The sequence below is a fragment of the Spirillospora sp. NPDC052269 genome, from assembly GCF_040679435.1.
Taxonomy (GTDB): domain Bacteria; phylum Actinomycetota; class Actinomycetes; order Streptosporangiales; family Streptosporangiaceae; genus Spirillospora.
Window position 1 is genome coordinate 281,406 of record NZ_JBFAUU010000001.1, and the last position, 13,441, is coordinate 294,846.

The window sequence follows — 13,441 nt, forward strand, 5'->3', positions numbered from 1 at the left end:
GATGATCCGGGATCAATACCCCTCAATCATGGCTGTTCCACCCGCAGCGGGTTGGCGACCGGGACATATCCGGCCGAGCGGTCGGCGGACCGGGACCATCGCGTCCGCAGGTTCGCCTTCGCCGGAACCGGGACACCGGCGAGCAGCGCGCGCACGCGGGGATGGTCGCCTGCGAAGTGCGTCCGGGCCGTCCGCCACAGGTCCGGCTCAAGGTCGGGGTGCAGGTCGGCGAGTGTGGCGGCGACCTCGGTCAGGTGGTTGACGAGGAGGCAGTAGATGACGCGGTCCCAGCCCTGGTGCGCGTCGTAGGTGACGGCCTCGCGCACGCGCGCGGGGAGGTGGCCGAGGTCCCAGCGTCCGGCGACGAGTTTCGTGCCTTCCAGGTCGCGGAACGCCGCCTGGACGGGCATTCCGTTGTCGTCCACGCAGACGAGCACGTTCTGGAGGTGCGGCTCCAGGACGACGCCATGTTCCAGATACGCGCGCAGGACGGGTGGCGCGACGTGCCCGACATAGGCGTCCCACCAGGTCAGCGGGTCGGTGTGGACGGCGGGCAGGGCGGCCAGGCCGTCCGGGGTGGCGAGCGCGGCGGCGAGGAGCGGACGTCCGCGCAGCCCCCGCACACCCTGCCGGACGATCACACCCAGCCCTTCGTACAGGCGGCGACCGGCGAGGGCGAGCGTCCGGTACGCGGGTTCTGCCAGGAGTGTCGCGTCCAGCGCGGCGAACACCGGACGCAGCAGCCGGTCGAGCGCGACCGCGCCGGACAGCTCATACCAGGCGTTCTTCCTGACGCAGTTGGTGATCCGCACGTCCAGGCTGAACTTCAGGAACGCGTCGGCGTCCGGAAGGTACGCCGTCCGGACGGACGAGGTCGGGTATGCGTCCGACGGCCCCGGACCGAGGTCGCGGACGAGACCGTCCGCGAACGCCCGGCGCAGGAGCGGATCGTCCCGCAGCAGATCGAGCTGCCAGGGATGCGCGGGCAGCAGACGGCATCCGGGCGGGGCGGCGAACGGTTCGAGCGTCGCGAACGCGCCCGGGTCGCCCTCCTCGACCAGCAGCGATTCCGGGACGGCCAGCCACCGCGGCCGGAACCGCGCCCGGACCTCCGGCGCGTACCCCAGCCACTCCTCGGGCGCGCCCTGCCGTGCCTTCGGCGACGGGTGGAACCGGTGCCCGAACACCAGCGACTGCTCGGATTCGAGGTAGGCGTCGTCGCCCTCACGGGTCCGCGACCGCGCGGCGAGGATGGCGGCGAGCGCGCGGTGGCCGTCCTCGACCTGCGCCACGAACTCGGGGTTCGCGTGTCCGGTCGACAACTCCAGCTCACCGGCGATCAGGGACGCCAGCCGCGCCCAGTCCGCCGCGATCCAGCCGCCGTCGCGCCGCTCCTCGAACGGCGGGACGATCCGGAACGTCGGCCCGTGCGGCGGGCGCGCGAGCCCGGCGCGCAGCAGCACCCCGACACGCGGCAGGCGCATGACCAGGTGGCCGTCCCCGGGGAAGAGCTGCCGATCCGGCCCGCACACCTCGCGGACGAGGCAGTTCAGGAGCGCGGCGGACGTGCCGTCCGCGGCGGAGGCCACGGCGGCCGGGTGGGTCAGCGTCACGTGAGGTCCCGTAGGTAGTTCGGCCCGTCCGGGCCGTAGTGCTTGTTGATGTCGGCGGCGCCGGTGCGGACCTTGTCGACCAGGGTTCCGGCGGTGACCATCGCCTTGCCCGGCAGGGTCGGCGCGTCCAGCACGCGGGCGCGCAGGAACGCGTCGGCGCGGCCGCCACCGCGCCGTCCGAGCAGCGCGTCGAGCCGGTCGCGGATCATCGCCAGGCCGGTCGCGCGGGGCAGCAGGCCGTGCTCGGCCAGTGCGAACGCGGGCGCGGCGGCGCACAGGTGCAGGGTGATCGTGATGAACACGCGGGCGAGGGCCTCGCGGTCGGCGGTGCGCATCCGGTGGTCCTCGAACGGGCAGGGCGCGCCGAGGACGTCGGGGTCCACGAGCATCCCGTCGTTGTCCTTCAGCAGCAGCCGCGGCGGCGCGCCGGGCGCGAGGACGAGCGCGACGTTCTGCTGGTGCGCCTCCAGCGCGATCCCGCGCCGGAACAGCGCGACGTTCCAGGCCAGCAGGACGTCCAGGTACCGGCCGAACAGGTCGCGGACGTCCCAGCGCTCGATCACCAGGCCGCCGCCCGGATGCGGCGCGGTGAGCGCGGCGACCGGGATGACGTGCGCGTGCTCCGTCTCGTCCGGGAACCGGCGCACGAGGTAGCCGAGCAGCGGAGACCCGGCGTGCCCATATGTCTGCTCGTCGGCCAGCAGGACGGGATGGTCCTCCTCGGCGAGGACGCGGCGCAGCAGCCGTTCGGCGAGCGCGCCGTCGTGCAGCGTGCCCGGCACGATCGTCCGCCGGTTCCGCAGCCCGAGCGTGCTCGTCGGCAGCGGCACCTTCACATGGACGCGCGGACCGGCGGCGAGCGTCCGCATCGACAGCGTCGGACGCACCGGACGGAACGCCTTCGGCAGCAACTCCGCACGCTTCCGCACAGCCGAAACAGCCAGCGGATGCACCGGGAACAGCTCGGGATCGGGCCACCAGGCGGGCAGCCTCCCGGCGGCCGTGGCCTTCCCGCCGGGCACCCGCGCCCAGCGCAGCGGGAACTCCGGCGCGTACTCGGGTGCGTATCGTCGCAGGTCAGATGTGGTGAGCCCGGCACGGGCGCGCGAACACGGGTACACCGGATGCTCGGTGTGCGCGGCGAGGGTCTCGTAGAACACGCCGGGCCCGAGCGGGTCCGCTCCCGCGAGCCGCCGCATGATCTCCGGACGTGTGCCCTCGCCGAGCAGCGTCGCCGTCAGCGCCTCCCGGCACTCGCGGACGAACGCCGTCACGTCGTCCCGAGGGTCGGCGACCCGGCGCGCGATCGCGAGCACATCGGTGAGGCGAAGCTCCTGATGGACGTCGACGACGGCGCGCGCTAAGAAACCCGGATGCAGGCCGCCCGCCGAGGCGTCCGTGCGCAGTCTGATGGGCGCGGAGCCCGGCGGGGTGAGCACGCCATCGCGCGCGTACGAGCGCAGGCCGCCGTAGTCCTCGCGCAGCAGGGCGTCCATGGCGCGCGCCGCGAGAATCCCTTCGGCCGACGGGTGGGGGACGCGGCGGGCCCGGCCGAGGGAAGGCGACTCCGGAAGGCCGGCCCGCCGCGCGTCAGGCCCGGCGGTGCCGCCGGGGCCACCGCCGAGGGCGGATCCGGGGGTCACGCGATGGTCCAGGTGTGCGCGGCGCGGAAGCGGTCGACGGCGTCCTCGACCGCGTGCCGGGACGCTCCGATCGCCCGGATCGTCCCGAGGTAGTCGCGGTTGGTGCGGGTCAGCGGCGCGTCCACCCCGACCGGACGCAGCGGACGGTAGGTCAGCCGCACTTCGCCGTCGCTCTGGTCGAGGGCCTCAGGTGCGGAGGTCAGCGTGCCCGCGCGGTCCGCGAGGACCCAGTCGGCGACCGCGTGCCGGTCCGGGCGTGGAGGCGCCGGCGGGAGGCGTTCGCCCAGGTGGACGCGGAGGATCCACTCGAACAGCGGCACCTCGAGCAGGTCCGCGAGCATGAAGTCGCAGTGGTCGCCGATGGCCCGGTAGTTGACCTCGATGATCCGCGCCCGCCCCTCGTGGACGACGAACTCGGTGTGGCACGCGCCGAACCCGACGCCCAGCGCGTCCAGTTGTGCGAGGACCTGCGGCGTCTCGGGCGGCGGCGGGGCCCACTCCAGGCGCTCCTCGACGAAGTGCGGGGGAGGGGACAGGCGCGTCCGGAACGAGCCGAGAACGCGCAGCTCATGGCCGTCGCCGAGCGTCTCGAGGGTGTGCAGGTCCCCCGGCAGGTACTCCTCGACGATGAGCGGGCGGCCCGTGCCGATCCGCGCGCGCCGGGCGGCGAGCTCGGCGGCGTCCGCGACCAGGACGACGTCCTCGCCGGCCACGCCCTCGCGCGGTTTGAGGACGAGCGGGTACGGCGCATCCGGCGGGACGCGGTCGGCGGGCGCGGCGAACACCGGGTCGAAGGCGGCCAGGCCGCGCCGCGTCTCCTGCTTGTTCTTCGCGCGGACGGCGGCCCGCCAGTCCTTGCCCGGCAGCCCGAGGTAGGCGGCGGCGAGCGCGACCGGCGCCTGCAGGAAGTCGGAGTTCGTGAACACCGCGTCCGGCCGTCCCGCCGCCGCGTCCGGCCGTCCCGCCGCCGCGTCCGGCCGTCCCGCCGCCGCGTCCGGCCGTCCCTCGGCGAGGATCTCGCGGAAGTCGGAGACGTCGCACCGCACGATCGGGCCGCCGAAGACCTCGGCGTGCGCGTCCGGACGGTCCGTCAGCACGGTCACGTCCAGGCCGAGCGCGGCGGCGGCGGGGAGGAACCCGTGCGCGACGGAGTCGGTGAGCTTCCCGGAGACGAGGTGGAGCGCGACGGTCACGGCACCCTTCCCACAGCAAGTGAGGTTAGCCTTGCCTAACTCGAATCGCCACCATAGTGACCGGACCCCGCCCGGTGTGCAAGAACGGCGACGCCGCGTGTTGGATGGGGGCATGGAGCCCGTCGACCGCTGGGTCGCCCTCGCCGGACCGGCCACCCGGCACATCGGCGAGGCGCTGGCCGCCCGTTACGCCGAGCCGCACCGCAGGCACCACGCCCTCGCGCACCTCATCGACGTCCTCGACCTCGTGGACGAGCTGGCCGCGCACGCGGGCGACCCCGACGCCGTGCGCCTCGCCGCCTGGTTCCACGACGCCGTCTACGACCCGCAGCGCGCCGACAACGAGGCCCGCAGCGCCCGCCTCGCCGCCCGCATGCTCACCGACACCGACCTCGGGCCCGCGCGCGTCGCCGAGGTCGTCCGGCTGGTCGAGCTGACCGAGACGCACGAACCGGACGACGACGACCGGAACGGCCAGGTGCTGTGCGACGCCGACCTGGCGATCCTCGGCGCGGACCCGGAGCGCTACGCCGCCTACTCCGCCGCCGTCCGGGAGGAGTACGCCTTCGTCCCGGAGGAGATCTTCCGCGCCGGCCGGGCCGAGATCCTGGGCGGCCTCCTCGACCTTCCGCGGATCTTCCACACCCCCGAGGCCCGCGCCCGCTTCGAGGACGCCGCCCGCCGCAACCTCACCACCGAACTCATGCTCCTCAACGCCTGACCGGTCGGCGCTCCGGCCCGTCCGACCATGCCACCGTCCGATGGCGGCAACATCCCGGACTCTCCGGGCGTCAACGCCCGTTCTCCTGCGCATCGCCCGGCTCTGACGTCCCCTAGAGTTCGGGGGCAAAGCATCAGCAAGGGAGCATGTCAGTGGACGTTGTGGAGTACATCCAGGCCAACAAGGCCCAGTTCTTCGCGGATCTCAAGGAGTGGCTGGCGATCCCGTCCATCTCCGGGGACCCGGCCCACCACGACGACGTGCGCCGCTCGGCCGACTGGCTCGCGGACTACCTGCGAGGCCTCGGTTTTCCGACGGTGGAGGTGTGGCCGACCGCCGGCCTGCCCGCCGTGTACGCCGAGTGGCCCGCCGCCGATCCGGACGCCCCGGCCGTCGTGGTCTACGGTCACCACGACGTCCAGCCGGTGACGCCGCTGGAGGAGTGGGACACCGACCCGTTCACCCCCGTCGAGCGCGGCGACCAGCTGGTCGGGCGCGGCACGTCCGACGACAAGGGCCAGATCTTCTTCCACACCCTGGGCCTGCGCGCGAACCTCGCCGCGGCCGGGACGGACGCCCCGCCCGTCACGATCAAGCTGCTGGTCGAGGGCGAGGAGGAGTCCGGCTCGGTGCACTTCGCCGAGCTGCTGACCGAGCACCGCGCCCGCCTCGCCGCCGACGCCGTGATCATCTCCGACACGACCATGTGGGCCGCGGACGTCCCGTCCATGTGCACCGGCATGCGCGGCCTGACCGAGGCCGAGATCACGCTGCGCGGCGCCGAGGTCGACCTGCACTCCGGGTCGTTCGGCGGGGCCGTCCCGAACACCCTGCACGCCATGGTCGAGCTGCTCGCCAAGCTGCACGACGCCGACGGCCGGGTCACGGTCCCGGGCTTCTACGACGACGTCATCCCGCTGACCGACGAGGAGCGCGAGCTGTTCGCGCGGCTCCCGTTCGACGAGGCCTCCTGGCTGGAGACCGCCGGGAACAGCCGCGCCGCGTACGGCGAGGCGGGCTTCAGCACCCTGGAGCGGATCTGGGCGCGGCCGACCGCCGAGATCAACGGCATGTGGGGCGGGCACACCGGCCCCGGCGGCAAGACCATCGTGCCGCGCGAGGCGCACGCCAAGATCTCCTTCCGGCTGGTCGCCGGGCAGGAGCCGGCCAAGGTCCGGGACGCGTTCGTCGCGTGGGTCGAGGCGAACACCCCGGCGGGCGTCGAGGTCGAGGTGCACACCCCGGGCGGCGGCGTCCGGCCGTGCTTCTCGCCGATCGACTCGGCCGGCGTCGAGGCCGCCCGGCGCGCGATGGAGAAGGCGTTCGGCACGCAGGTGCTGTTCACCCGCGAGGGCGGCTCCGGCCCGGAGGCCGACCTCGCCGACATCCTCGAGGCGCCGCTGGTGTTCGTCGCGGTCGGGCTGAACGACGACCGCATCCACGCACCGAACGAGAAGGTCGAGATGCCGCTCCTGCTCAAGGGCGCCGAGGCCGCCGCGTACCTGTGGGACGAGCTGGGGACCGCGCTGCGCTAGCGTGACCGGGTGAGCGAAACCCCCCGGAACGGCAGCGAGAACGGCACGGCGGACGGTGCGCGGACCGGCACGGACCGCGCGACGACCGGCACGGGCGGCGCGAAGGGCGGTGCGGGCGGCGGCACGCTGGAGTGGCTGGCGCTGGCGCGCGGCACCCTCGACCGGGCCTCCGACCGCCGCACCGACGACGCCTTCCTGGACGCCGCGTGGAACGATCCGCGCAGCCGCGTCCTGGTCGTCTGCAAGGGCCAGGTCAACGCCATCGTCGGCGACGACCCGACGCTCGTGCTGCTGCCTCCGGGGGACGCGCCGTCCGGGGACCGGTACTTCCTCGGCGTGGACGGCGACGGCACCGCCTACTTCGCCGTCGCCGCCCCGCTCCCGGTCATCGAGGGCGCCGACCCGGTGGGCCTCCGCCGCGTCGGCGCGCTGCTGCCGGACCGCGACTCCGGGCTGATGACGCACGCCGTCTCGCTGGAGCACTGGCACGACACGCACACGTACTGCTCGCGCTGCGGGACGAGGACGGAGATCCGGCAGGCCGGGCACGTCCGGCACTGCCCGCACGACGACAGCGACCACTTCCCGCGCCTCGACCCGGCCGTGATCATGCTGGTCACCGACCAGGACGACCGGATCCTGCTGGCCCGCGGGCCGCAGTGGCCGGAGGACCGCCGGTCCATCCTCGCCGGGTTCGTCGAGCCCGGCGAGTCCCTGGAGCAGGCCGTCGCGCGCGAGGTGCGCGAGGAGGTCGGGCTGGAGGTCCGGGACGCCCGCTACCTGGGCAGCCAGCCGTGGCCGCTGCCGCAGAGCCTGATGATCGGCTTCAGCGCCGTCGCGGACGGCGCCGCCCCGCTCGTCCCGGACCCGGTCGAGATCCGCGACGCCGCCTGGTACACCCGCGACGAGCTGACCGAGGAGATCGCCGCCGGACGGATCGTCGCGCCCGGCCCGCTGTCGATCGCGGCGCAGCTCATCATGCGCTGGTACGGCGGCCCGCTCCCCAAGATGCCCGCCTTCTGACCCACCGTCCGGCCCGGCGCCGTTCGAGCGCGGCCGGATCGCGTCGGGTTCCGTCCGAGGCAGGCCGGTTGCGTTCGGGTCAGACGGGTTCGGGGACGCGGTTGAGGCGGAGCGGCGCGGACGCCGAGCCGCCCGCCTCGTGGCGCGCGACCGCGTAGACCGCGACGAGGTAGGCCAGGTCGAGGACGGCCGTGGTGATCATCAGGTAGGGCAGCAGCGAGCCGTGCCGCCACGGCTCGTCCTGCGCCCAGATCCAGGACGCGCCGGACGCCAGGGCCGTCCCGACGCCCTTGGCGAGCGCGATCCACACCGACTGCCCGCGCGTCGAGCCGCGTGCGATCAGCATCGACAGGAACAGCCCGGACATCATCAGGTTCTGCCCGAACGCGGCGAACGTGGCGAGCCCGTGGTCGAACTGGCGGCTCACCAGGTCCACGCCGAGGTAGCCCATGACCAGCACGGACGCCAGCATCGCGAGGAATCCCCAGCGCGGCAGGAAGCGGAACTCGCGCGGCCCGTAGGCGATGACGAGGCCCAGGATGGCCACGTCGAACCCGAACCAGACGTAGTTCACCACCAGCTGCATCCCGTCGCCCGGCCGGACGAACGAGAAGAGGAACTCCCAGCCGAGGTTGGCGCCGAGCGCGGCGATCGGCATGCCGTAGGTCTTCTCGCGCCGGTTCGTCCAGATGATCAGCAGGTAGGTCGCCGTCCAGGCCAGCCCCGAGCCCAGCGACAGCACGTCCGCCACGTCCAACGTGAATCCCCTTCGCGTCATCGCAGGGGCCCAAGGCTGCCATAACGGACATCTCCCTGGAATGCCGGAGGCCCTTCCGTTATCCGAACGGAAGGGCCTCGGCGGAGTTCTGTCCTCGGTCAGGCGCCGGACCGGCGGCCGACCTGGGGCGGGATCAGGCGCCGATGAGGCGCTTGACCTCCTTGGCGCTGGGGTTGGTCAGCACGACCTCGCCCGCGTCCCGGGTCTTGATCACCAGGGTCGGGACGGTCTGGTTGCCGTTGTTCACGCTCATCACGAACTCGGCGGCCTTCGGGTCGCGCTCGATGTCCACCTCGACCATCTCGATGCCGTCCCGGCCGAGCTGGGTCTTGAGGCGGCGGCAGAAACCACACCACTTGGTGGTGTACATCGTGATCCGGCCCTGCTGGTCGGACTTCTCGGTGGCCTGCGTCGTCATCGCTCTCGTCGGCTCCTCACCTGGACGGACTGGAATCGTGCCGGGGGGTACGTTCTGCCCGATCGTTCGAGGACGATCGTTCCAGGACATCAACACGCGGACGTCCCCGAGCATTCCGTCCGGCCTGACACCATGGGGGGATGCAGGCGGAGGCGGTGCTGGCGGGGCTGGACCCCGAGCAGCGGGCGGTGGCGGAGGCGACGCGCGGCCCGGTGTGCGTGCTGGCGGGCGCGGGCACGGGCAAGACCCGGGCGATCACGCACCGGATCGCGTACGCGACGCTGACCGGCGTCGTCACCCCGCAGCGGGTCCTCGCCGTGACGTTCACCACACGCGCCGCGGGCGAGCTGCGGTCCCGGCTGCGCGCGCTCGGCGCGCCCGGCGTGCAGGCCCGCACCTTCCACGCCGCCGCGCTGCGGCAGCTGTCCTACTTCTGGCCGAAGGTGGTCGGCGGCGACCCGCCGAAGATCATCGAGTCCAAGCTCGGGCTGGTCCGGGACGCGGCGCGCGAGTGCGGCATCCGCGAGTCCGACCCGTCCCGGCTGCGCGACATCGCCTCCGAGATCGAGTGGGCCAAGGTCACCCAGCACCGGCCCGAGGACTACATGGACGCCGCGTCCCGCGCGGGCCGCAAGCCGTCCACCGACGTGGTCGAGGTCGCCCGCGTCTACGCCGAGTACGACCGGCTGCGCCGCGAGCGCAACCTGCTCGACTTCGAGGGCATGCTCGAGCTGACCGTCGCCGTCCTGCACGACGAGCCGCAGGTGCTCCGCCAGGTCCGCGACCAGTACCGGTTCTTCGTGGTGGACGAGTTCCAGGACGTCAACCCCCTGCAGCGGATGCTCCTGGACACCTGGCTCGGCGACCGCGACGACCTCTGCGTCGTCGGCGACCCGAACCAGACGATCTACTCCTTCACCGGCGCGACCTCGTCCTACCTGCTCGACTTCACCAAGCGGTACGACGCGGCGAAGGTCGTCCGGCTCGTCCGCGACTACCGTTCGACGCCGCAGGTCGTGAAGCTCGCCAACGACGTGATCGGACGGGCCCGGGGCGACGCCGCAAAGCGCCACAAGCTCGAACTGATCGCCCAGCGCGAGGACGGCCCGGACCCGGTCTTCAGCGAGTACGGGGACGACACGTCCGAGGTCGCCGACGTCGCGCAGCGCTGCCGCAAGCTCATCGAGGAGGGCGTCCCGGCCCGCGAGATCGCGATCCTGTTCCGGATCAACGCGCAGTCGGCCCGCATCGAGGAGGCGCTGAGCGACGCGGGCGTCCCGTACGTCGTGCGCGGCGCCGAGCGGTTCTTCGAGCGTCCCGAGGTGCGGGAGGCCGTCGTCCGCCTCCGCGGCGCCGCGCGCGCCGGGGGAGACGCCGAACTGGACGGCCTCGGGCTGATCCAGACCGTCCGGCACGTCCTGATGGGCGCGGGCCTCACCGACGCCCCGCCCGACGGCGCGGGCGCGGCGCGGTCCCGCTGGGAGTCCCTCGCCGCCCTCGCCCAGCTCGCCGAGGACATGGCGGTCGACAACCCGTCCGCCGGCCTTCCCGACTTCGTCGCCGAGCTCGAGGAACGCGCCGCCGCGCAGCACGCGCCGACCCTGGAGGGCGTCACCCTCGCGTCCCTGCACGCCACCAAGGGCCTGGAGTGGGACGCGGTCTTCCTCATCGGCCTGACCGACGGCATGATGCCGATCAAGTACGCCGAGACGCCCGAGCAGATCGAGGAGGAACGCCGCCTCCTCTACGTCGGCGTCACCCGGGCCCGCGCGCACCTGCACCTGTCGTGGGCGCTGTCCCGCGACCCCGGCGGCGAGCGCTACAGGCAGCCGTCCCGCTTCCTGGACGGCCTGACCAGCAAGACCGGCACCCCCATGCCCGCCCGCGTCGACCGCGCCGCGTCCCGCCGCAACCGCCGTTCGGGCCCGCGGCCGTGCCGGGTCTGCGGCCGTCCGCTCACCGCCGCGATCGAGCAGAAGCTCGGCCGCTGCGAGGACTGCCCGGCCGAGCTGAACGAGGAGGTCCTCCTCGCGCTCAAGGACTGGCGCGCCCGCACCGCCGAGGAGCGCCGCGAACCCGCCTTCGTGGTCTTCACCGACTCCACCCTCCAGGCCATCGCCGAGCGCGCCCCGTCCTCCCTGGACGAACTGGCGCAGATCCCCGGCGTCGGCCGCGTCAAGCTCGACCGCTTCGGCCAGGACGTGTTGTCCCTGCTCAACGGCCGTTGACCGATCGGCGGGGGTGAGAGCCCGCTCACACGCCCGCGTTTGGGACACTGATCCGCGTGAAGGAATCAGTGAAGGCGCTGCTGGACATCCTCGATCTGGAGCAGATCGAGAACGACATCTTCCGGGGTCGCAGCCCCGAGGACCGGCAGCAGCGGGTGTTCGGCGGCCAGGTCGCCGGCCAGGCCCTCGTCGCCGCCGGACGCACCGTCCCGCCGACCCGCGCCGTGCACTCCCTGCACGCCTACTTCATCCGCCCGGGCGACCCGTCCGTGCCGATCGTCTACCAGGTCGACCGCGTCCGCGACGGCCGCTCCTTCACCACCCGGCGCGTCCTCGCCATCCAGCACGGCAAGGCGATCTTCAGCCTCTCCGCGTCCTTCCAGATCACCGAGGCCGGCCCGACCCACCACGCGCCCATGCCGGACGCCCCGGACCCCGAGTCCCTCCCCACCGCCCTGGACCGCCTCATCCCGGTCTTCGGCGAGCGCGCCGCCGAGGAGTTCGTCAACCGCCGCCCCTTCGACGTCCGCCACGCGACCCCCCTGACCTGGGAGGCCGCCAAGGACACCACCCTGGCCACCCCCGAGTCCAAGGTCTGGCTCAAGGTCGACGACGACCTCCCCGAGGACCCCCTCCTCCACGTCTGCCTCATGACCTACGCCTCGGACATGACCCTCCTGGACACCGTCCTCCTCAACCACGGCCTGGCCTGGGGCGACAAGCGCACCATGGGCGCCTCCCTGGACCACGCCATGTGGTTCCACAAGCCCTTCAGAACCGACGACTGGCTCCTCTACTACCAAGACACCCCCTTCGCCGGCGGCGCGAGAGGCCTGGCAAGAGGCCAAATCTTCACCCGCGAAGGCGACCTCGTAGCCTCCGTGATGCAGGAAGGCCTGATCCGCGTCACGGACGCCTGACCTGCAGAAACGTGAGGCGCTGAGCCTGGCGGAGATCAAACTCAGCGCCCCGCTCGCCCCGGCGACCGACCCGTGTACATCGGAGCGGACGGGCCGGTTCGGCCATTGCTGACACAACCGGTCGTTCGTCGTCGTTCCGCGACGATCACCAACACTTCTGTGCCAGAAGTGTGCCGACCTTGGTTAATGGTCTAGACCATTAGCTGTGCCGTCTCATGAGGTTGGTGCCACGGCCCTGATCATTCCGAGGTAGGCCACGAGACGCCCTGCCCCAGGTACTCAGGGCGAGGGTTTCGGCGGGGGTGCGCTGTTGCCGTCAGTCTGTGACTGGGGTGGGGGCCCGTGGGCTATGGAGAGGTTCTCCTGGTGGGCCTTCATGAGGTCGATGTGGTTGCTCGCCAACATCACGAAGTGGGCCGCCCGCCGCTGGAGCTCTTCGGCCGCGTCCAGCAGGGCGGCGCCCCACTGAGGGGAGACCGGTTGGGTGGCCGCGGCGGCTACGACGGCGGCAGCGGCATGGGTGAGTTCCTGGGCCTGCTTAGCTGCGTCTTCCTGGACCTGTTCGGCCTGGGCGAGCTTCTTCTTCGCGCGGGTGTGGGCCCGGTGGGAGGTCTGGCGGCAGCCCTTGGAGCAGAATTTCTGCGGGCGGCCGTGGCCGCGGTACGTGAGTGACGTTCCACATTTGAGGCATCGCGGCAGGTCAGGCTGGGGCATTGAACGCCTCCGAGGGTGGGCACGGCGGAGTTTCGTCGCACCTTCGCACCGCCCCCCGCGGCGACGAAAAGTACAAGACTTCCCATCCTAGTTTCGTCGCTCCATGACGGCGACTTCACGCTGTCTGCCGGGCCGGGGATGATCTTGAAAGGGACTTGCTACTCGGTTCGGCAACGAGGCCGAGTAGCCGCTCGACCCTCCTGGACATGGATTGTCAATGATGCCAGGGAAGAGTATGTGGACGACTGAGGAGAATGGGCAAAATGTCGGAAAGAGGGATGATTGGCTGCGGGGTCGCATTTATTTTCGGAAGGGCATGCCAGGAAATACCGATCGGTATTCGAAAGAACAATCGAGTCTGATATGCACTCATCTTGCACTTCTTGGTCATTATTAATATGCATTGAAGGTGTCGAGAGCATCGGTCGCTTTCGTTACGGTACGGTTCAGTACGTATCTAAGTGTTTCAGACTGGTATCATCTCGGTGTCAGTACGTTTCGTATGAGCATCCCAAAGGTGTGCTACCCGCATGATGTATCCAGCACTCTGAAGCCCATGTGTCCTGGTGAGGGCACGCGGCCACCGAGTGTAATATTGTATTACCATTGCGAGATGTGGTTTTCCGATCACCGCTTGTTGGTCCAGGTGGGCATC

The 13,441-nt window shown here is 71.8% G+C and carries 11 protein-coding genes; 6 read left to right on the forward strand and 5 right to left on the reverse strand.

The window, feature by feature from the left end; genetic code table 11:
• Positions 1-26 precede the first annotated feature (26 nt).
• Genes AB0L06_RS01390 through AB0L06_RS01400 form a run of 3 tightly spaced genes read right to left on the reverse strand, consistent with a single transcriptional unit; the run spans position 27 to position 4,449 of the window.
• Entirely contained in the window at positions 27-1,613 is a 1,587-nt protein-coding gene (locus AB0L06_RS01390; protein WP_500228911.1) for an IucA/IucC family protein, read from the reverse strand.
• Positions 1,610-3,256 (reverse strand): IucA/IucC family protein, encoded by a 1,647-nt coding sequence (locus tag AB0L06_RS01395; protein ID WP_500228912.1) that lies wholly within the window; start codon positions 3,254-3,256, stop codon positions 1,610-1,612. Before AB0L06_RS01395 ends, AB0L06_RS01390 begins: the two co-directional genes overlap by 4 nt.
• Positions 3,253-4,449 (reverse strand): ATP-grasp domain-containing protein, encoded by a 1,197-nt coding sequence (locus AB0L06_RS01400; RefSeq protein WP_500228913.1) that lies wholly within the window; start codon positions 4,447-4,449, stop codon positions 3,253-3,255. The genes AB0L06_RS01395 and AB0L06_RS01400 overlap by 4 nt, the downstream gene beginning before the upstream one ends.
• Before the next feature lie 112 nt (positions 4,450-4,561).
• Here AB0L06_RS01400 and AB0L06_RS01405 point away from each other — a divergent pair, with 112 nt between their 5' ends.
• From AB0L06_RS01405 to nudC, 3 genes are all read left to right on the forward strand, one after another.
• Positions 4,562-5,170 (forward strand): HD domain-containing protein, encoded by a 609-nt coding sequence (locus AB0L06_RS01405; protein ID WP_500228914.1) that lies wholly within the window; start codon positions 4,562-4,564, stop codon positions 5,168-5,170.
• A 152-nt stretch (positions 5,171-5,322) separates the two neighbouring features.
• The gene (locus AB0L06_RS01410; protein WP_500228915.1) at positions 5,323-6,705 is read left to right on the forward strand and encodes a dipeptidase; all 1,383 of its coding nucleotides are present in this window, start codon (positions 5,323-5,325) and stop codon (positions 6,703-6,705) included.
• A gap of 126 nt (positions 6,706-6,831) precedes the next feature.
• A complete protein-coding gene (gene nudC / locus AB0L06_RS01415) occupies positions 6,832-7,728 on the forward strand; it encodes an NAD(+) diphosphatase (RefSeq protein WP_500229291.1) in 897 nt (298 codons plus the stop codon).
• 79 nt (positions 7,729-7,807) lie between these two features.
• Here nudC and AB0L06_RS01420 read toward each other — a convergent pair whose 3' ends face one another.
• Both AB0L06_RS01420 and AB0L06_RS01425 read right to left on the reverse strand, forming a co-directional pair.
• Entirely contained in the window at positions 7,808-8,479 is a 672-nt protein-coding gene (locus tag AB0L06_RS01420) for a transmembrane-type terpene cyclase (protein ID WP_500229292.1), read from the reverse strand.
• 160 nt (positions 8,480-8,639) lie between these two features.
• On the reverse strand, positions 8,640-8,924 hold the full coding sequence (locus AB0L06_RS01425; protein ID WP_500228916.1) for a glutaredoxin domain-containing protein: 285 nt from the start codon (positions 8,922-8,924) through the stop codon (positions 8,640-8,642).
• 140 nt (positions 8,925-9,064) lie between these two features.
• Between AB0L06_RS01425 and AB0L06_RS01430 the strand changes: the two genes are divergently transcribed.
• From AB0L06_RS01430 to AB0L06_RS01440, 3 genes are all read left to right on the forward strand, one after another.
• Positions 9,065-11,152, forward strand: coding sequence for an ATP-dependent DNA helicase UvrD2 (locus AB0L06_RS01430; RefSeq protein WP_500228917.1), 2,088 nt, complete (start codon positions 9,065-9,067; stop codon positions 11,150-11,152).
• Positions 11,153-11,208: 56 nt separating this feature from the next.
• Positions 11,209-12,072, forward strand: a complete 864-nt coding sequence (gene tesB / locus AB0L06_RS01435) for an acyl-CoA thioesterase II (protein WP_500228918.1) — start codon at positions 11,209-11,211, stop codon at positions 12,070-12,072.
• Between the two features lie 366 nt (positions 12,073-12,438).
• Positions 12,439-12,744: a hypothetical protein gene (locus AB0L06_RS01440; protein WP_500228919.1), complete on the forward strand. Its 306-nt coding sequence runs from the start codon at positions 12,439-12,441 to the stop codon at positions 12,742-12,744.
• Positions 12,745-13,441 lie beyond the last annotated feature (697 nt).